Below are 17,472 nucleotides of genomic sequence, written 5' to 3' on the forward strand. Positions count from 1 at the left end.
GAACCCGCGACCTCCGGCGTGACAGGCCGGCGCTCTAACCAACTGAGCTACACCCCCGCGGCAGGCGGCGGTTTACCCTTCGCCCATTCCGATGTCAAGCATGGCCCCGGGCCGCAAGGATAATTCCGACAGAATTATGCGTGGGTGGGTTCCAGCGCCGTCAGGCTGTCGAGTTTGCCGACCAGCTTTTCGCCGGCCTGGCGGGCGCGGCGCTGCACCGCGCCCTGCAGCTTGCGAAAGGCCTTGGTCTCGATCTGGCGCACGCGCTCCTTGGTCACGCCGAGCCGGCCGCCCAGCTCTTCCAGCGTCGCCTTCTCGTCATTGAGCATGCGCTCGACGATGATGAGCTGTTCCCGTGGGCTGAGTTCCTTCAGCGATTCCGCCAGCCAGGCGCGGCGCTGGCCGCCATCAACCTTGTCGGAGACGATCTCTTCCGGATTCGGGCCGGGATCGACCAGGAAATCCTGGAAGGCATCGCCGCCCTCCTCGCCGCCGACGGTCTCGTTCAGCGAGTGATCGCGGGCCGCCAGGCGCTGGGCCATGGCCGTCACGTCGGCCGGCGAAACCTTGAGCGCGGTGGCGATTTCATCGCGGGTGGCGCTGTCGAGCGTCATGGTGCCGCCGCCGGCACGCTCCAGCTTGGCGCGCAGCCAGCGCAGGTTGAAGAACAGCGCCTTCTGGCCCGCCGAGGTGCCGGAGCGCACGATCGACCAGTTGCGCAGCACGTATTCCTGGATCGACGAGCGGATCCACCACGAGGCGTAGGTGGAGAACCGCACGCCGCGCTCAGGGTCGAAGCGGTTCACCGCCAGCATCAGGCCGATATTGCCCTCCTGGATCAGGTCAGGCATCGGCAGGCCGTAATTGCGGAACCGGGTGGCGGTGGCGACGACAAGACGCAGGTAAGCCGTCACCAGCTGCTGCATCGCCCTTTGATCTCCATCAACGCGCCAGCGGCGGGCAAGACTTATTTCTTCTTCCTCAGACAGCATGGGCTTGGTCATGACTGTCGAGAGATAGCGCCGGTCGGCGCTGTCCAGGGTCCGGGGGGCAGATGCGATGGCCATTGTCAGGTCCTCCATCGACTTTCACCCGGGCCTACACTACCATAGTGTCGACTGGCTGCCGGGCGGGGGCTTTGGTATCGGGTCGATACGATGGAAGTCTACGCCGCGCCTTTTATCCGCCGCAAGGCATAATAGCGAGTCGAAACAAAACTGTGATGCCTGTCACCGCACCATCGCTCGCCACGGCCCAACAGCCGGGCATCGCCTCCCATGCTGGTGGAAAAGACGCACTGGCTCAAAGGGTTATCCTGCTCCTTGACCGTCTGAGCCGCCTCACCCGGGAATTGCAATTCGCCGGCGGCCTCAATCCCGCCCAGTGGGAGGCCCTGCGCTTCATTGCCCAGGCCAACAAGTATTCCCGTTCGCCCACCGCGCTGGCCGAATATCTCGGCGCCACCAAAGGCACGGTCTCGCAAACCCTGATCGCCCTGGAAAACAAGGGCCTGATCACCCGCTGCAAAAAAACCTGCGACCGCCGCCAGGTTGACCTCTGCCTCACCGATGCCGGCCAGGCCATGCTGGCCCGCGATCCGATGCAGACCCTGGAACAGGCCAGCCTGGAAATCGCCGACGAACTGGGCGCCGAGATGGTCAAAGGCCTCACCCGCCTGCTGCATGACCTGCAGGCCCGCCATCAGGTGGTCGAATTCGGTGTCTGCCAGGAATGTTCGCTGTTCTGCGTCAATTCCGGCAATGGCAGCCTCGATGGGGCGGACGGCGCCTGCGGCTCGACCGGCGAGGCCATCGACGCCGTCGAAAAATCCAAGATCTGCATCAATTACAAGACCGTCAGCTAGGCTGCCGGCACACGGCGGTTCCGCCGCGCTTGACGCAACGTCACGGCTTGCGCCGCTGTCGCGCGCGACCTAGCGTTCTGCTTCGATTACAGCCTCCACAGAAAAGCCTGGGAAACGTCGCATGAAGTTCACCGGTACCGAGTCCTACGTCGCCACCACCGATCTGAAGGTGGCCGTGAATGCCGCCATCGCGCTGGAGCGGCCCCTGCTGGTGAAAGGCGAGCCCGGCACCGGCAAGACCGTGCTGGCCATCGAGATCGCCAAGGCGCTGAATGCGCCGCTGCTGACCTGGCATGTGAAATCGACCACCAAGGCGCAGCAGGGCCTATATGAATACGACGCCGTCTCGCGCCTGCGCGACAGCCAGCTGGGCGACGAGCGGGTGAAGGACATCCGCAACTACATCAGGAAGGGCAAGCTGTGGGAGGCATTCACGGCAGAGCAGCGCCCCGTCCTGCTGATCGACGAGATCGACAAGGCCGATATCGAATTCCCGAACGACCTGCTGCTCGAGCTCGACCGCATGGAATTCTTCGTCTACGAGACCGGCGAGACGATCAAGGCGGCCGTGCGCCCAATCCTGATCATCACCTCGAACAACGAGAAGGAACTGCCGGACGCCTTCCTGCGCCGCTGCTTCTTCCATTACATCCGCTTCCCCGACCGCGAGACCATGGAAGAAATCGTCGAGGTGCATTACCCCGGCGTCCAGAAGAACCTGGTGCGCGACGCGCTGAATGTGTTCTACGACATCCGTGAAACGCCCGGCCTGAAGAAGAAACCCTCCACCTCGGAACTGCTCGACTGGCTCAAGCTGCTGATGGCCGAGGACCTGCCAGCCGATGCCCTGCGCGCAAAAGACCAGGGCAAGCTGATCCCGCCTCTGGCTGGCGCGCTGCTGAAGAACGAGCAGGACGTGCATCTGTTCGAGCGCCTCGCCTTCATTGCCCGCCGGGAACGCGGCTAGCCTGCAGCGGAGGCCGCCCCAGGGAGACAGACCATGTTCATCACCTTCTTCCTCGAACTGCGCAAGGCCAAGGTGCCCGCCACGTTGCGGGAATACCTCACCCTGATCGAGGCGATGGACAAGGGCGTGCCGGAATACCGGGTCGAGGATTTCTATTATCTGGCGCGCTCGGTGCTGGTGAAGGACGAACGCAATCTCGACAAGTTCGACCGCGTGTTCGGCCAGTGCTTCAATGGCCTCAGCTTCATCGGCGCCGGCGCTGCCGGCAGCGAGGTGACCGCCGAGATCCCCGAGGAATGGCTGCGCCGGCTGGCCGAGAAGGTGCTCACCGAGGAAGAGAAGGCCCAGATCGAGGCGCTCGGCGGCTGGGACAAGTTGATGGAGACGCTGAAGCAGCGTCTGGAGGAGCAGAAGGAGCGCCACCAGGGCGGCAACAAGTGGATCGGCACCGCCGGCACCTCGCCCTTCGGCGCCTATGGGTTCAATCCGGAAGGCGTGCGGATCGGCCAGGACAAGTCACGCAACCGCCGCGCCGTGAAGGTGTGGGACAAGCGCGAATACAAGAATCTCGACGATACAGTCGAACTCGGCACCCGCAATATCAAGGTCGCGATGCGCCGCCTGCGCAAATTCGCCCGCGAGGGCGCCGAGCTGGAACTCGACCTGCCCGACACCATCAAGTCGACGGCGGCCAATGCCGGTTATCTCGACATCAAGATGGTGCCGGAACGCCACAACAAAGTGAAGGTGCTGCTGCTGTTCGATATCGGCGGCTCGATGGACGACCATATCCGCGTGACCGAGGAACTGTTCTCGGCGGCCCGCGCCGAGTTCAAGCATATGGAGTTCTTCTATTTCCATAACTGCGTCTACGAGAAACTGTGGAAGGACAACCGTCGCCGCCACAGCGACTTCACGCCGACGCATGAGGTGCTGCGCACCTACCAGCACGACTACAAGATCATCTTCGTTGGCGATGCCACCATGAGCCCCTACGAGATCGTCCAGCCCGGCGGTAGCGTCGAGCACTGGAACGAGGAAGCAGGCGCCGTATGGCTGCAGCGCCTGCTCGATACCTATCCCAAGGCGATCTGGCTCAATCCCGTGCAGGAGAAATACTGGGATTTCACCCCCTCGGTGGGCGTGATCCGCCAGCTCATGGGCCAGCGCATGTTCCCGCTCACCCTGGAAGGGCTGGAACGGGGCATGCGTGAACTGAACCGCTGAGCGGCTAGCGGATCCTGAACTGTCGCACCAGTTCCGCCAGCTGCTCCGCCTGGCCATTGAGCGCCTGGGCAGCGGCCGAGGTTTGCTCGACCAGCGCGCCATTGCGCTGGGTCATTTCGTCCATTGAGCCAACAGCCGTATTGACCTGCTCCAGGCCGGTGGCCTGCTCACGGCTGGCGGCGGCGATCTCGGCCACGATATCGCTCACCTTCTTGATCGCGGAAACGATCTCGGTCAGCGACATGCCGGTCTGATTGACCAGGCTGGCGCCGGTCTTGACCTGCGTATTCGATTCCTGGATCAGCGCCTTGATGTCTTTTGAGGCATTGGCCGAGCGTTGCGCCAGCGCACGCACTTCCTGCGCCACCACCGCGAAACCCTTGCCGGCCTCCCCTGCCCGCGCCGCTTCCACTGAAGCATTGAGCGCCAGCAGGTTGGTCTGGAAAGCGATCTCGTCGATCAGCCCGACGATGTCGGAAATCTTCCGCGCGCTTTCCTCGATCTGCGTCACGGCCGAAACCGCGTCGCTGACCACATTGCCGCCCTTCTGGGCCGTTTCGCGTGCCATGGTGGCAAGCTGGTTGGCGGCCTGGGCATTATCGGCATTCTGTTTCACCGTCGCGGTGATCTCATGCATCGAGGCGGCCGTTTCCTCGATTGAAGCCGCCTGGGACTCGGTGCGCTGGGCCAGGTCGCGGCTGCCTTCGGAAATTTCCCCCGAAGCCTGGCTGACGGTGTCGGTTGCCTCGCTGATATGGCGGACCGTTTCGGCCAGCGTTTCATTCGCACGATTGACGTTGTCTTTCAGCTGGCCGAACACGCCGCTGTATTGTCCGCTCACCCGGCGGGTCAGATCGCCGGCGGCAATGCCGGCGATAACCCGGCCGACTTCATCGATCGCCGTCGAAACCGAAGTGAGCAGGGTGTTAATTTCGTCACCCAGCTTTTTCATCACGCCGGCCAGCGATGCGGTGTCGATCCGCTGCGTCAGGTTGCCGGCCGCGGCGGCGGCCACGACTTCGCCCACCGCGCTTTCGAGCATCGCTTCCTGCTCGGCCCGGTCACGCTCGCGCTGCAGTCGTTCGCTCTCAACGTTTTTCCGCAGCTGCTCGTTTTCGATGCCGTTTTCCTTGAACACCTGGACGGCGCCCGCCATGTCACCGATTTCATCGCGACGCCCGATTCCAGGCACCGCGACATCGTATCTGCCCTCGGCCAGGCTGCGCATGCAGCCCGTCATATGCGCGATCGGCGCCAGGATCTGCCGGTTGGAAACGACAAAGGCAATGCCGATCAGGGCCAGCGAGATCAGACCGATCACGGCGGCGAAACCGAGCCCGATCAGCCCGGTTACAGTCAGATCGCTGGAAACCGCGTTGGCCCGCTCTCCTGCCACGGCGGACAGGGCCAGCACGGCATCGATGGCCGCCGTTGCTTCGGCAAACCATTGCTGCGCCGTCAACGGATATGGCTGGCCCGCACCGCCGGCGGTAAGCACCGCCCGCCGCGTGGCGGCAAACCGCTCCATCACGGCCTGCCTCGTGTCATTCAGGTTCCTCGTCAGCTCGGCTTCGGCCGGCATCATGGCGATCATCAGGCTGAGCTCCGGCCATTGCAGGCTGATCCTCGACTGCACCCCGGCCAGAAACGCGGCCTGTTCCGGGCCGACCGGCCGGCCGGAGGCGATCAGGCCGTTCACATAAGCGCGTTCGCGGCCAAGATTCTCCGAAATACCCCAGGCCAGATGGGCGATCCCCTGCAGCCGCTTCAGATCGAGCCGGGCGGATTCCATGTCTTCCTCGACCGCGCGCCGCAGCAATTGCGACGTTTCGATCAGATCGGTCAGTTGGGCGACCAGGCGGGGGGCAATCTCGGCCGAACGCTGCTCGAGCGGCTTGGCCATCTCGGCATCGGCGGTCCGCCGCAGGGCCTCAACCGCGGTCAGCAAGCTTTGGGTTTGCCCAAGACGCTCCTCCACCGCCCTGGAATGCGGCAATGCCTGCAGGCCCTTTTGCGCATCGCGCATCAGGGCCGCACTTTTTTCACGCGCGGCGCTGATCGCCGCCGCCGCCGGACCTGTCACAGCCGCCTGGCCGGCCAGCGCGCCGTTGCTCAGGCCGCGCTCCACCGCGAGATGCTTGGCAACGCCAATAAAGGCGGCGGCAATCGAATTGATCGCCTCGCTGCGCCGGATATCCGACAACTCGCCAAACACGCGGCTACCCTGCCAACCGGTCAGCCCAACAAGAACGAGTGAAATCACGCTCAACAAAATCATCAAGCGGGTGCGGATAGTCATGTTCCCTCCTCAAGCACATTTCTTGTGCATTTTAGTTAATTATTATCGACTCGATACTGTGTATAGCCTGTATATAATATAATTTTGTGTACAAAAATAAACTATTGATAATTATATTATTATTTGGATATGCCGCAAAAAGGACCTGAACTTATAGTTGAGGCTCCGTGCAAATAAATCCCCGGATCGGTATTCTGATGCCCCAATAATTGCTTATTTATCAAACAAATAGATTATTATAAAGGCATGCAGTTTCAATCTGTGTATACAATTCCGCGAGTAATTATTCGCGCATGGTAATAAAGGAACAGCCGCCTCTCCGCGTTAAAAAACGACAGCCGGCGCAGCCAGACGACGCCCGTCAGGCAGTGTCAGTCAGGAGAACGACAATCTGGGGGAATCAGCCGGCTTCGGCTGGCAGCGGATCCTTGGCATCAAAATGCCGAGCCGGCTCGACGGTATAGCCGTCGCGGGCCAGGAAACGGCTCTGCATCATCTCGACCGCGTAATCCATGTTGGCGGCTGGTACATCGAAGAGCCGACCCTCGATCCAGCGATGCGCCGGGTGGCTGAACGAGCCGGCATCGGCGCCAAGATCGGCATTGCGCACCACCACCCGCCAGGTGCGATAGCGCCGGTCGACCACGTCAACCGGCGTGGCGGTGTAACCAACCGGCAGGTCGGTTTCGCGATGCCGCTTGTTCAGGGCCTCTATATCCTGCTCGGCGCGCTGCACCTGGGATTTCAGGTCGGCGATATCCTCGCGCATCTGCTGCACCGCCCGTTCGCTCTCCCCGGCGCTGGCTTCCAGTTCGGCATGCAGGGCGATGAATTCCTCGGCGCGCAGCCTCACCCTGGTCCAGGCGGCATGCGAACGTTCGCCCAGCAGGATGACGATCATCACCGCGATGCCGATATTGGCAGCCGCGGCCAGGATGCCGATGAATTGCGGCAGCGTGAACTCAGGCATCGCCGAGCCGTATCTTGCCGTCAAACGGCCGGATGACCATGATTTCCGACAGCGCGCCGAAGGTCTTCTTGGCGCGCAGGCGGACGGCCTCCTCGTTCGGCAGTCCCCAGATCACCAGACGCGCCGCGCGGCGGCCGGGAAACGGACAGACGGTGGAGCCCGGACCGCTGAACATCTCGTGCATTTCCGGGCCGATCGCCTTCACATACCAGCCCGTCATGCGCGGCTTTGGGATGCCGATCTCGTAGACCACCATGTTGCGCGGGTCGCTGAATTCCACCTCGCGCGCCATCAGCGTGCCATAAGCCGATTGCCGCTCGCCCAGGCGCAGCTCCTGCTCGGCCTTGTCTTCCACCAGGGCGTCATATTCGATGCGGATATTGCTGATGCGCGTGCGCACGCTCTCGACATCTGCCGCAAGGCGGTCGAGTTCAAAACGGCCGCGCGCGTAGTTGAACACGTAGCGCTCCAGGCTGTTGGCCCCGAGCGACACCGCGAAAAACATCAGCAGCGATGGCAGCAGCGCAAAAACGATATCGACGGGATCCATTCCGCTGGTCCCAGCAATTGTCCCCGGAACTGACTGTCGAGCAAAGCAGGCGCCAAATCAACGGATGATTTGCCGCGACTCGCCGGCCCGCGGTTTTAACCATGACGCGCGGGAATTGCGCGGAAAACCGGCAGTCCGGGGCAGGAACCGCCTAAGTCGAGGTCGGGGCGTTTGCCACGATGGCGCCGACGGCAACGATGGTGAAACCACGATGGCGCGGCAGCAGGCGGTCCATGGTCGAGCGGGCCTCGGACTGGTTCACGCTGGCCACGATGTAGGAGCGGCCGGCATCCCATGACGCGGCGGGGTGATCCGGGCTGGCGCCCTCGGCCAGCGCCGGCTGGCGCGCCACGAAACGCCAGGTGGGGCCATACATGTCGCCGCTGGCAATCGGCACCGAGGTGAAGCGGAACGGCAGCTCCTGGTTGTCGAGCTGCGCCTTCAGCGTTTCGATTTCCCGCTTCAGATCCGCGGCCTTGCCTTCCTTGGCCACCAGGTCGGCATTCTGTTCGCCGATCACGCGCCGCATATGCTCGATGCGCTCGGCCATGTCCTCATAACGACGCTGACGCGCCGTGATCTCGGCTTCCGCCCGCGCCCAGCCCATGCGGCCGCGATCGATCACGATCGCCAGCGTCAGACCGACGAGGGCGAGGATGATGACGATGGCCAGCAGGGTAACCAGATCGGGCATGATCAGGCCTCATGCCAGAGCAGGCGGCCTTCGAACGGGCGCACGTTGAGGATACGCATGCCGTCGCCGCCCCAGTTCATCGCGAAATTCTGCGCCTCGACCTGCGCCAGTCCCCAGGTGACGAGCCGCACCTGGCGGCGGCCGCTGAGCGCGGTGGCCACCGAGGCGAGGCCGGCGAACGGCATTTCCTTCGACGGGCCTTCCATCTTGATGAAATAGCCCAGGGCGCCGACCGTCGGGTAGCCGACCTCGGCGACGAAATTCGCGGTGACGTCGGCCAGCGCCCGCTCCTGCCCGAGCAGGCTGGCGCGTTCCTTCTGCAGGCTTTCGATATGCTCGCCGATATCCGCCACCAGCACGCGCAGGCGCTCCAGCTCGCGCCGGCTTTCGCCATGCGTGGTTTCGATCTGGTGCGGCGCCATGCCGTTGACGGTGCGCAACTCGCCGGCATCGTGCAGGTAATAGGCCATACGCTCGATATGCGGCGCCAGCGCGCCCGCCCCCAGCAGCAGCAGCAGGGCCGGGATCACCAGGATGAAGGCATCGGTCAGGGTCATGGCCAGAGTGGATGGATGGCGGGGGCGTACAGAATCAGCCCGATATCGTTAACCCCACGTAAAAAGGGCCGGGATTGGCTCCCGGCCCTTCTGCATGCGGACCGATGGTCCGGAGGTTTTTAACGCTTCGAGAACTGGAAGCTGCGGCGGGCCTTCGGCTTGCCGTACTTCTTGCGCTCGACCACGCGGCTGTCGCGGGTCAGGAAGCCCTGGGCCTTCAGGGCCGGCCGCAGGGCCGGCTCGAAATAGGTCAGGGCCTTGGAGATGCCGTGGCGCAGCGCGCCGGCCTGGCCCGACAGGCCACCGCCGACCACCGTGGCCATCACGTCGAACTGGCCGACGCGGTTGGCCACCACCAGCGGCTGGGCCAGCAGCATGCGCAGCACCGGACGGGCGAAGTAGTCGTTGCTCTCCTTGCCGTTCACGGTGAACTTGCCCGAGCCGGGCTTGATCCACACGCGGGCAATCGCGTTCTTGCGCTTGCCGGTGGCATAGGCGCGGCCGAACTTGTCCAGCTTGCGCTCTTCACCATTGGCCTTGGCGGCCGCGGCAGCCTTGGGAGCGGCATCCTTGGCGACGGCGTCGGCCTTGCTCAAATCGGCGAGTGTACGTCCCTCGGCCATGATCAGTCGTTCCTCTTGTTCTTCGGATTGAGCGCGGCGACATCCAGCTTCACCGGCTGCTGTGCCTCATGCGGATGCGCCGGGCCCTTGTAGACCTTCAGCTTGGTGAGCTGCCGGCGGGCCAGCGGGCTCTCCTTCGGCAGCATGCGCTCGACGGCCTTTTCAATGACGCGCTCGGGGAAGCGGCCCTTCAGGCCCTCGCCGATGGTGCGGCCCTTGATGCCGCCCGGATGGCCGGTATGCCAGTAGAACACCTTCTGCTGGTCTTTGCGGCCGGTGACGCGCACCTTTTCGGCATTGATGACGACGACGTGGTCGCCGGTATCGGCGTTCGGCGTGAAAATCGCCTTGTGCTTGCCGCGCAGACGCATGGCGATCAGGGAGGCGAGCCGCCCCAGCACCAGACCATCGGCGTCGATCAGCACCCACTTCTTGTCCACTTCGGACTCTTTGGCGTTGTAGGTCTTCATCGGACTTCCTAACGGGTGGAAATAACCACCGGCGGACCGGCGGTCGGATCGGCGCGCACTATGGCGATTTCTGGCGCGCTGTCAAACCCCTTCTGTCCATGAAAATCAATACTTTAGATAACGGTATTATGTTACCACTACATCATACAATACAAATCAATGACTTAACAGTATCGCCGGCCCACGCCCCGGCAGCCATCGGTGCTATTTTTCTCCCGATCCGCCGCGCGCCAACCTGAACCTGGCCGTTTTCGGCCATTCTGCCCGGCCATTCTGCTCGGGCAGGGTTCGCCTGCACCTACCCGGAGCCGTTTCGGTTCGTTTTGGTCCACCCAGGTTCGTTTCGGTTCGTCCAGGTTCGTTTTGAGTTCGTTGAGGTTCGTTGAGGTTCGTTGAGGTTCGTTTGGGTTCGTTTCTGTCTGTGCGGGTTTGCAGCCGGGCCGGCACACACGCAAGGAACAAGATGGGAACGAGAACCCGAAGGTCAAGGGCCCCCGACCCGCCCTGTGCCGCGCCGCCTGTACCTCGGCGCCTGTCGCGCCCCTGCCCCGCCGCCTACCGCGCTGGAGGAATGGCGTAGGTCAGCACCGAATGGGCCACCGGCTCGTCCACCCCGGCGGAAAAGAGGCTGATCTCGATGATGGCCAGCGTCTTGCCCAGCTTGAGCATGCTGGCCTCGGCCAACAGCTCGCCCGGGCCCGGCTTGCGCATGAAGTTGATGTTCAGATTCGTGGTGACCGCCAGCGCCACCGGGCCGATCAGGCCGAGCAGCAGCAGATAGGCGGCGCAGTCGGCCAGGGTCATCATCGCGGGGCCCGAGACCGTGCCGCCGGGGCGCAGCTGCGCCTCGCCGACCGGCATGGCCAGACGCAGGCATTGCCCGTCCCAATGTTCGATTCGCATGGCCAGCGGCCGCATCTGCGGGAATTCGCGATCCAGAAAGACGGCCAGTCCGGCCTTGTCCATTTTCATGCTGCGGGCTCCTCCCCCTACCCGCTTAGCATTGGCGCAAGGCACGGAAAAGGGCGGAGAAATTTTTGAACACGAGGTCTTGCGGTCGGGGGCCCGGGTCGCTAGGTTGCGCGCCGCACTGATCCCAGGTAGCTCAGTGGTAGAGCAGGCGGCTGTTAACCGCCCGGTCGGGGGTTCGAATCCCTCCCTGGGAGCCAATTCGGAACGAAACTGCGAACGCCGTGCGCCGCAGTTTCCACTCCATAGTTTCCTCCAGACGCCACAAGCGTCTGGAGGAGCCTTGGCTTCGATCCCCTGATCCGAATTTCGTCGGCTCCGACCTCCACCCGCTGAACTAGCGCCTGGAGATGATGGCGCCGGAAACCGCCCTCTCGATCCCTGATCTTCTTACGAGCCTCGATCCCGAACCGACGCAGCAGCTCCGGCGTCACTCGATTGTCGTCGCCCTCTCCCCTGTTTTCGGCCCGGTCCGCATCGGCCCGCGCCGAATCACGGATCCGCTTCAACTCGACAATCCGTCCCTTGAGGTTGGAATCGTCCATTTCAGCGAGACCATTCTCAATGGCCTCGTACAGCCGAGTCAGTTTGGCTTCAGCGTCCGCAGCCTGCTTCCTCAGTTCGGCAATGCGACCCTTCAGGCGTTCAGCGTGCTCCTCCTTACGCTTAAGCAGACCAGCGAGCAGCTCCTCAAGCCGCTCGGGTGCAAGCAGTCGCTTCTCCAGATGCGACACAACCATTGTGTCCAGTTCGTCCATCGGGATCGTGCGGCCGCGGCACGCCGTCTTCCCCTGCCGTGCCGTCGTGCAGCAGGTGTAGTAGCGGTATTGGTCCCCCTTGCCGGAGGTGCGGAGCGTCATGGCTCCCCCGCAATCGGCACAGAAGCACACGCCGCCCAGGAGCGTCCCGGCCGTTACGAACCGCGGGGCCTTCAGTTGCGGGCTGCGCGATCGCATCACCGCCTGGACCTCGGCGAACTCCTCCTCGTCGATGATCGGCTCGACCACCACATCGACGATCTCGTCTTCCGACTTCTGCTCTCCCTTGCGCTTGCCCGAGACGTTGAAGCGATGGTGGCCGATGTAGGTCTCCCGCGTCAGGATCTGGTGGACCGCCCCGACGCCCCAGCGCCCGCCGGTCTGCGTCCGGATACCGCGCGTGTTCAGATAGTCGGCGATCTGGCGGGACCCCATTGGACCGTCGTCGGCGCCGACCCGTGCAAGGCGGAACATGAGCCGGACCGTCTCGACCTGGGCCGGATCGGGCTCGATCTTCTTCTTGGTCCTCGCGCCCCGTTGCTCGGCCGCCACGATCCTGTAGCCGAAGGGCGGCCGCGAGCCATTCCAATAGCCCTGGCGGGCATTCTCGCGCATGGCCCGGAGCGTGTGCTTGGCGTTCTCCTTCGACTGGTACTCGTCGAATAACGCCATGATCTGGCGCATCATCACGCTCATCGGATCGTCTCCGAGGTCCTGCGTGATGGAAGTCAGGCGGATATCGTTCTTCGCCAGCCGCCGGACGTAGAATTCGAGCTGGAACTGATCGCGAAAGAAGCGCGAGAAAGAATGGACGATGATGAAGTTGAACGGCGCAGGCTTCTGCGCTCCGGCATCCATCATCCGCTGAAACTCAGGCCGCCGGTCGTCTGTCGCCGATGCGCCCGGCTCGACAAACTCGGCGACGACGGCGATCCCCTTCGCTTGGCAATAGGCCTGAAGTTGGCGGCGCTGGTCCGGAATCGAAAGATCGTGTTCGGCCTGCCGGCCAGTCGAAACACGCAAATAGAGCGCGGCACGCCCCGGCGATGCCAAGGCGGGGGTCGCTTTGGCATTCATGCGGAACCTCCGTTCACAGTATTAGTTTTTCGAGCCCAACAGCTCGTCGAGAATCTGACCGAAATGGACTTCGAAAAGGTCCAGCTCAGCCTCAGTGATCGGCACGTGCTCGGGCCAGTCGTCGGAGACTTTGCGGCTCGCTCGGTGCTCGCCCCCCTTCCGAGCGCGTGACCGCGGCTCGGGCGCCGCCGACCGGACCGGGCGGACGTAGTCGTAAAGGTCAGCGTCGCCCTGCGACGCTGGGAACTGCAACACGTTGGCGGACATGCCGCGATTGTTGCATCGAACCACACGACATTGAACAGTTTCAGTTGGTTATGCGCGAAACGTGCAGCAAAATATCGGATGCTCCCGGCTGCGCTCGGCTCCGTTGGCGAAGCATGGTGCGTCGCGGCGAAGCGCAAATACCTGCAATCGGCGGCAGGGCGATGCGGTCGCGGGCGGTTTTTGCGGGCATCGACCATCATCGCCTCCTTTCCGAGACATGCTCTTGTTCCAAGCCACCTTGCCGGCCGGCCTGTAACTGGATATATTACTGGTAATAACGCGGAGGTCAATCATGAGCGACACGTCCCAGAGGCGCGCCATCAAGAACTACCGGAACCGCTTGGTGGAACGCGGCATGGCGCGCTTCGAGGTTCTCGGTCGCGATTCCGATCGCGAGCTAATTCGCTCATTTGCGAAGCGCTTGGCCGAGGACGGCCCCGAAGCCGAGCGCTTGCGGGTGGCCGTCAGCCAAGGCATCGCCGGTCACCCGCCGCGAAAAGGCCGCATCCTCGAAGCGCTCCGGCGCTCGCCTCTGGTCGGCGCCGACGCCCTGCCAGCCCGTCCCTTCGAGCCAGGTCGCAAGGTTGACTTGTGAGCCGGTATCTTCTCGACACCAACATCATCAGCAACATCACCAAGCCGGTCCCATCGGAATCGCTGCAGGCGTGGATGGCTGAGCAGGCCGACGAAGACCTTTTCATTGCATCGCTCACCATCGCCGAGATTCGGCGCGGCGTGCTGGAGAAGCCTGCCGGCCGGAAGCGAAACCAACTCGAAGCGTGGTTCGCCGGGCCGGAAGGCCCCCCCGCTCTCTTCGCCGGCCGGATTCTGCCTTTCGACGAGAAGGCTTGCCTAGTCTGGGCTCGGCTGATGGCCGAGGGCACGGCGGCGGGGCAACCGCGCAGCGCGCTTGAGACGATTATCGCCGCAGTTGCGGAAGCAAATGACTGCTTGGTCGTCACGGGCAATGAGTGCGACTTCACCGGCATCGAAATCATCAATCCTATGCGCGACGTGGGGCAGCTAGAGGCTGATAGATGAGAATCGCACGAACCGTCCGACCGATTCATTTCGAGGACTTTGGCGGAGCCGAGTTCGAACGCCTCGTATTCGCCTATCATCTTTGCGACGGCTGGACGGATCTCGCTTGGTTCGGTCAGACGGGAAGCGATCAAGGCCGTGACATCATCGGAATACATCCCTTCGACGATCAGCCTGACGAACGCACCGTCATTCAATGCGTCAATCGGGACAGGCTGACCCAAGCGAAAGCGGAGAAGGACATGGCCGCAGCGGTCAATGCTGCGACAGGTAAGCCGGACGCCTTCAAGTTCGTATGTCGCGGCAACGTCTCCGCCCAGCGTCGCGACGAGGTTTGTTCCGCAGCCGCAAAGCTAGGTGTCTCTAACGTGACGATTTGGTCCGGCATCGAGTTCGAGGAACACCTACGCCTTCGAGCCGAGTTCCTACTACGGCGCCTGATTGATGGCGTGCCATTTCCCGATACGGAGGTGGAGCTGCGGAACTTCGTTGATCAATTTCAAGACGTTGACGACACGCAGGCTCTGGCCATGCTCGCCCGCGCATTCGACCGCCCCGCCTTTCGGACGCCGTTTCATCAGGAGAGTAATCTCCACGCCTTCCAACAGGCTATCGACGATACGATTCGGGTGTTCAACACAGGCATCTGGCAAACGCGCGAAGGAGTCGAAATCCATCGCCTTCCATCACTTCATCATATTCGCGACGCGGGCATCCGCGACGCGCTGGGACTGACCGTCCGCGAATTGGATCACCTCCGACGACGATTCAAGGAGCTGCTCGTCTCCGGCGAAATCAGGCACTGCGGCTGTGGCAATCCTGCTTGTCCGACCTTCATGCTCACCGATGCAGCCGCCCGCGAACTTGATCAAGCCCGCGATAGGGTGCTGGCCGCCTTCCGGAAGCCGTATCCGGCGCTCAATGTCGCTCTAGAATGACGCCGTCAGAGCAGATCAACGCAATGATAACCCTTCATTTGGCGACCAGATGACCACATCGCGGAGGCGGCCACGGAACGGATCGCCGAGCAGCGCCAGCCCGTCGCGAAACAGCGCGTATCGGTATTCCCCCTCTCGGCTCGCCGCTGCGCCATCGCCGTCCGGCAGGCCCAATCCAACCGGCTGAAAGGTTGGTAGCTGAAGCGTGGATGGTATCGCACGCCCACCGCTCCGGATGATCCCCGTGAGCGCGTTCAGAAATTCGGCACCGGCCTTTTCCTCGATCACAAACCAGCCGAAGCGCGGGCCGCCCGCGACCGACGTCAACCGCCTTGGACCGCGTACGTGGCGCCACCAACCCGGATGCTCGAAGAGGTCCTCCACCCACCAAGGCGGAAGATCGGCTCGCCACAACCAGGGCACACACGCCAGATAGCTGCGGCCGGCATATTGTAGCCGGATGAATTCGACAGGTTCAGACTCTGGCGCTACGCCGTCCCCCAATCGGATGCGGTCAATCCAGTCGACGATGTCGATTGCGCCCATGAGAAGGAAGTTCGAACGGTGTGCCGCCAGCACGATAGACGTCGGTGTACCGTCCGGCCGAGCCCCATCCGAAACAGGCGCCGGAGGGCCTCGCGTCCCCCGCGGTCTGGTTATCTTCGTCTCCGATAGGCTCAAGAAGCCGCCAGGTGTCCCCGGAGATGAGCCAAACGCCACCGAATAGCCGTGGATCACCTTACCGAACGGTGACGCGGTGCCGATATAGGGCTTCACCTGCCTCGCATATTTTCGCTTCGCCTGACGCTTGACGCTTTGCCTAGAGGTGCCAGTAGCGAACGACCCGTGTGCTTCGGCGAGCACCACGCCATGGCTGGCAACATTGCCGCCGTCGTAGATGAAGTCCGCATGGGGATCGAGCGTCGAGGAGAGACAAGCCGCATTGGCTCTCCATGTGTATCCCAAGACGTTCATGTAGAGGTCGGTCATCCCCGCCCCGACTTTCGCAGCGAACTGCGATCTGTGCGTATCTGCCAGAAATCGGAAATGCGACTTTAGCTCGAATGTGCTGCCTCCTTCGACGAGTGTCTCTAGCTCAATCAGCGCGCTCCTCTGCAGACCATCGAGTAAGTCCGCCGGCGCGTCATCCCAAGTGGTCGCCGTTCGAGCGACGGCCGCCGCGAGCGCTAACGATCCGAAGGAAAAGCTCAGTACGGCCGGCGGAGCAGCAAAGTTCGGCGAAATGGGGCTGGGAACATGCCGATGCCGGGTGTGGGTGGACAACGCTAATATCTTGTCCGTCTCCCAAAGACTCGTCGTCGAAATTAGACCACTCATACCCCCTGATCCCCGCAAATTGGCAAATTGGTGCGAACGTATGTAATCCGAACCGACAGACAATATTCGCGCCGGACGCTTAGCTTCGCCGACATTGAAATCATCAGTGGCCTTTAACGATCCTTTGCTCACCAGCGTCACGACTTGCTGCGCTTCATGCATCACACTTAGCCAAGTGCAGAAATCCAAATAGAAGCCACTAACCCCAGAGCCCGGCCCACGGTTTTATTTGTGCCCACCACTCTGCCGGCGTCATGATACGCAAAGGCACTTGTCGCAACTGAGTACGCTTGTTCACAATCGTAGCTCTGTCACGCGTACAGAATGCATCACAACCAAATCCGATCGCGTTGCCGATGAGCTCTCGGTCAGCCAAGTCCGGCAGCGCAGCGACGAAGGGTGCGTTAATGAGCCGACGTCCGAAATCGGCCGCAAACCTTCGATTGTCGTCTTCGAGACCCTGGTTAACAAATCCGAGCGTGTACTCCAGAAGATCCTCGCGGAGCGAGACATCTCTCGTGCGTGACAGTTCATCTATCGTTTTTTGCGAGGCTAGGAGGTCCCAGTCGGCCCGTGCACCCACGTAGAACACATGCATCAGTGCTTCGATATCGATCGCGAGAGTTGGCTCGGTGCAGGGCGGGATCGGTTCATGTTCAAAAACATGCATACTGTGCTTGACGAGCACATTGACTACGTTCGTGTCTAGGAATACGCGCCTTGGGATGCTCTCAAATGGAAAACGAGCACAGTCGTCGCTGTGCTGACCGTGGTCTTGGTACAGCACATATTTTTGTCTTCTCGAATCCCAGTGCTCCAGCCCCATCGTCAAAGAACCTAGTGAGACATTCGCGACATCCCAA

18 protein-coding genes and 1 tRNA gene are annotated in these 17,472 nt (G+C 62.4%); 7 read left to right on the plus strand and 12 right to left on the minus strand.

Translation table 11 applies throughout. The annotated features are described in order from the left end of the window. Positions 1–134: 134 nt before the first annotated feature. Entirely contained in the window at positions 135–1,067 is a 933-nt protein-coding gene (locus Q1J79_RS13115) for an RNA polymerase factor sigma-32 (RefSeq protein WP_300301072.1), read from the minus strand. Between the two features lie 155 nt (positions 1,068–1,222). Between Q1J79_RS13115 and Q1J79_RS13120 the strand changes: the two genes are divergently transcribed. The 3 genes from Q1J79_RS13120 to Q1J79_RS13130 all read left to right on the plus strand — a co-directional run bounded on the left by Q1J79_RS13120 (position 1,223) and on the right by Q1J79_RS13130 (position 4,058). After that, positions 1,223–1,864, plus strand: a complete 642-nt coding sequence (locus Q1J79_RS13120) for a MarR family winged helix-turn-helix transcriptional regulator (RefSeq protein WP_300301074.1) — start codon at positions 1,223–1,225, stop codon at positions 1,862–1,864. 121 nt (positions 1,865–1,985) lie between these two features. Then, positions 1,986–2,831, plus strand: a complete 846-nt coding sequence (locus tag Q1J79_RS13125) for a MoxR family ATPase (RefSeq protein ID WP_300301076.1) — start codon at positions 1,986–1,988, stop codon at positions 2,829–2,831. A 33-nt stretch (positions 2,832–2,864) separates the two neighbouring features. Next, positions 2,865–4,058, plus strand: a complete 1,194-nt coding sequence (locus tag Q1J79_RS13130) for a VWA domain-containing protein (protein ID WP_300301078.1) — start codon at positions 2,865–2,867, stop codon at positions 4,056–4,058. A gap of 4 nt (positions 4,059–4,062) precedes the next feature. Here the strand turns inward: Q1J79_RS13130 and Q1J79_RS13135 are convergent, their stop codons facing one another. The 8 genes from Q1J79_RS13135 to Q1J79_RS13170 form a co-directional block, all read right to left on the minus strand. Then, on the minus strand, positions 4,063–6,357 hold the full coding sequence (locus tag Q1J79_RS13135; RefSeq protein WP_300301081.1) for a methyl-accepting chemotaxis protein: 2,295 nt from the start codon (positions 6,355–6,357) through the stop codon (positions 4,063–4,065). A gap of 400 nt (positions 6,358–6,757) precedes the next feature. Next, positions 6,758–7,327: a hypothetical protein gene (locus Q1J79_RS13140; protein ID WP_300301083.1), complete on the minus strand. Its 570-nt coding sequence runs from the start codon at positions 7,325–7,327 to the stop codon at positions 6,758–6,760. Further along, a complete protein-coding gene (locus Q1J79_RS13145) occupies positions 7,320–7,877 on the minus strand; it encodes a hypothetical protein (protein WP_300301085.1) in 558 nt (185 codons plus the stop codon). Before Q1J79_RS13145 ends, Q1J79_RS13140 begins: the two co-directional genes overlap by 8 nt. A 151-nt stretch (positions 7,878–8,028) precedes the next feature. After that, entirely contained in the window at positions 8,029–8,571 is a 543-nt protein-coding gene (locus tag Q1J79_RS13150; protein ID WP_300301087.1) for a hypothetical protein, read from the minus strand. A gap of 2 nt (positions 8,572–8,573) precedes the next feature. Next, positions 8,574–9,128 carry a hypothetical protein gene (locus Q1J79_RS13155; RefSeq protein WP_300301089.1) on the minus strand — a complete coding sequence of 185 codons (555 nt, stop codon included), beginning with the start codon at positions 9,126–9,128 and terminating at the stop codon, positions 8,574–8,576. A 119-nt stretch (positions 9,129–9,247) separates the two neighbouring features. Continuing rightward, a complete protein-coding gene (rpsI, locus tag Q1J79_RS13160) occupies positions 9,248–9,751 on the minus strand; it encodes a 30S ribosomal protein S9 (RefSeq protein WP_300301091.1) in 504 nt (167 codons plus the stop codon). A 2-nt stretch (positions 9,752–9,753) separates the two neighbouring features. Next, positions 9,754–10,221 carry a 50S ribosomal protein L13 gene (rplM, locus tag Q1J79_RS13165; RefSeq protein WP_300301093.1) on the minus strand — a complete coding sequence of 156 codons (468 nt, stop codon included), beginning with the start codon at positions 10,219–10,221 and terminating at the stop codon, positions 9,754–9,756. 555 nt (positions 10,222–10,776) lie between these two features. Beyond that, positions 10,777–11,193 carry a PaaI family thioesterase gene (locus Q1J79_RS13170; protein WP_300301095.1) on the minus strand — a complete coding sequence of 139 codons (417 nt, stop codon included), beginning with the start codon at positions 11,191–11,193 and terminating at the stop codon, positions 10,777–10,779. Between the two features lie 122 nt (positions 11,194–11,315). Here Q1J79_RS13170 and Q1J79_RS13175 point away from each other — a divergent pair. Next, positions 11,316–11,390 (plus strand) — tRNA-Asn (locus Q1J79_RS13175). Here the strand turns inward: Q1J79_RS13175 and Q1J79_RS13180 are convergent. Continuing rightward, positions 11,349–13,025, minus strand: a complete 1,677-nt coding sequence (locus tag Q1J79_RS13180; RefSeq protein WP_300301392.1) for a recombinase family protein — start codon at positions 13,023–13,025, stop codon at positions 11,349–11,351. The two genes, Q1J79_RS13175 and Q1J79_RS13180, sit on opposite strands and share 42 nt — an antisense overlap. A 559-nt stretch (positions 13,026–13,584) precedes the next feature. Between Q1J79_RS13180 and Q1J79_RS13185 the strand changes: the two genes are divergently transcribed. From Q1J79_RS13185 to Q1J79_RS13195, 3 genes are read left to right on the plus strand one after another with little or no spacing between them, the layout of a single operon-like run. Beyond that, positions 13,585–13,887 (plus strand): hypothetical protein, encoded by a 303-nt coding sequence (locus Q1J79_RS13185; RefSeq protein WP_300301097.1) that lies wholly within the window; start codon positions 13,585–13,587, stop codon positions 13,885–13,887. Then, the gene (locus Q1J79_RS13190; protein ID WP_300301099.1) at positions 13,884–14,333 is read left to right on the plus strand and encodes a type II toxin-antitoxin system VapC family toxin; all 450 of its coding nucleotides are present in this window, start codon (positions 13,884–13,886) and stop codon (positions 14,331–14,333) included. The genes Q1J79_RS13185 and Q1J79_RS13190 overlap by 4 nt, the downstream gene beginning before the upstream one ends. Beyond that, positions 14,330–15,271 carry a hypothetical protein gene (locus Q1J79_RS13195; RefSeq protein ID WP_300301101.1) on the plus strand — a complete coding sequence of 314 codons (942 nt, stop codon included), beginning with the start codon at positions 14,330–14,332 and terminating at the stop codon, positions 15,269–15,271. Before Q1J79_RS13190 ends, Q1J79_RS13195 begins: the two co-directional genes overlap by 4 nt. A 15-nt stretch (positions 15,272–15,286) precedes the next feature. Here Q1J79_RS13195 and Q1J79_RS13200 read toward each other — a convergent pair whose 3' ends face one another. Further along, positions 15,287–16,771: a hypothetical protein gene (locus Q1J79_RS13200; protein ID WP_300301103.1), complete on the minus strand. Its 1,485-nt coding sequence runs from the start codon at positions 16,769–16,771 to the stop codon at positions 15,287–15,289. Positions 16,772–16,808: 37 nt separating this feature from the next. Then, on the minus strand, positions 16,809–17,435 hold the full coding sequence (locus tag Q1J79_RS13205; protein WP_300301105.1) for a hypothetical protein: 627 nt from the start codon (positions 17,433–17,435) through the stop codon (positions 16,809–16,811). Between the last annotated feature and the right edge of the window lie 37 nt (positions 17,436–17,472).

This window comes from Ferrovibrio sp. (assembly GCF_029255545.1).
Classification (GTDB): Bacteria; Pseudomonadota; Alphaproteobacteria; order Ferrovibrionales; family Ferrovibrionaceae; genus Ferrovibrio.

Coding starts and splice junctions, on each gene's coding strand:
- Q1J79_RS13135 (WP_300301081.1), bottom strand. CDS start 6,357: ATGACTATCCGCACCCGCTTGATGATTTTGTTGAGCGTGATTTCACTC.
- rplM (WP_300301093.1), bottom strand. CDS start 10,221: ATGAAGACCTACAACGCCAAAGAGTCCGAAGTGGACAAGAAGTGGGTG.
- Q1J79_RS13170 (WP_300301095.1), bottom strand. CDS start 11,193: ATGAAAATGGACAAGGCCGGACTGGCCGTCTTTCTGGATCGCGAATTC.
- Q1J79_RS13130 (WP_300301078.1), top strand. CDS start 2,865: ATGTTCATCACCTTCTTCCTCGAACTGCGCAAGGCCAAGGTGCCCGCC.
- Q1J79_RS13185 (WP_300301097.1), top strand. CDS start 13,585: ATGAGCGACACGTCCCAGAGGCGCGCCATCAAGAACTACCGGAACCGC.
- Q1J79_RS13195 (WP_300301101.1), top strand. CDS start 14,330: ATGAGAATCGCACGAACCGTCCGACCGATTCATTTCGAGGACTTTGGC.
- Q1J79_RS13145 (WP_300301085.1), bottom strand. CDS start 7,877: ATGGATCCCGTCGATATCGTTTTTGCGCTGCTGCCATCGCTGCTGATG.
- rpsI (WP_300301091.1), bottom strand. CDS start 9,751: ATGGCCGAGGGACGTACACTCGCCGATTTGAGCAAGGCCGACGCCGTC.
- Q1J79_RS13180 (WP_300301392.1), bottom strand. CDS start 13,025: ATGAATGCCAAAGCGACCCCCGCCTTGGCATCGCCGGGGCGTGCCGCG.
- Q1J79_RS13115 (WP_300301072.1), bottom strand. CDS start 1,067: ATGGCCATCGCATCTGCCCCCCGGACCCTGGACAGCGCCGACCGGCGC.
- Q1J79_RS13125 (WP_300301076.1), top strand. CDS start 1,986: ATGAAGTTCACCGGTACCGAGTCCTACGTCGCCACCACCGATCTGAAG.
- Q1J79_RS13205 (WP_300301105.1), bottom strand. CDS start 17,435: ATGGGGCTGGAGCACTGGGATTCGAGAAGACAAAAATATGTGCTGTAC.
- Q1J79_RS13155 (WP_300301089.1), bottom strand. CDS start 9,128: ATGACCCTGACCGATGCCTTCATCCTGGTGATCCCGGCCCTGCTGCTG.
- Q1J79_RS13200 (WP_300301103.1), bottom strand. CDS start 16,771: ATGCATGAAGCGCAGCAAGTCGTGACGCTGGTGAGCAAAGGATCGTTA.
- Q1J79_RS13120 (WP_300301074.1), top strand. CDS start 1,223: ATGCCTGTCACCGCACCATCGCTCGCCACGGCCCAACAGCCGGGCATC.
- Q1J79_RS13140 (WP_300301083.1), bottom strand. CDS start 7,327: ATGCCTGAGTTCACGCTGCCGCAATTCATCGGCATCCTGGCCGCGGCT.
- Q1J79_RS13150 (WP_300301087.1), bottom strand. CDS start 8,571: ATGCCCGATCTGGTTACCCTGCTGGCCATCGTCATCATCCTCGCCCTC.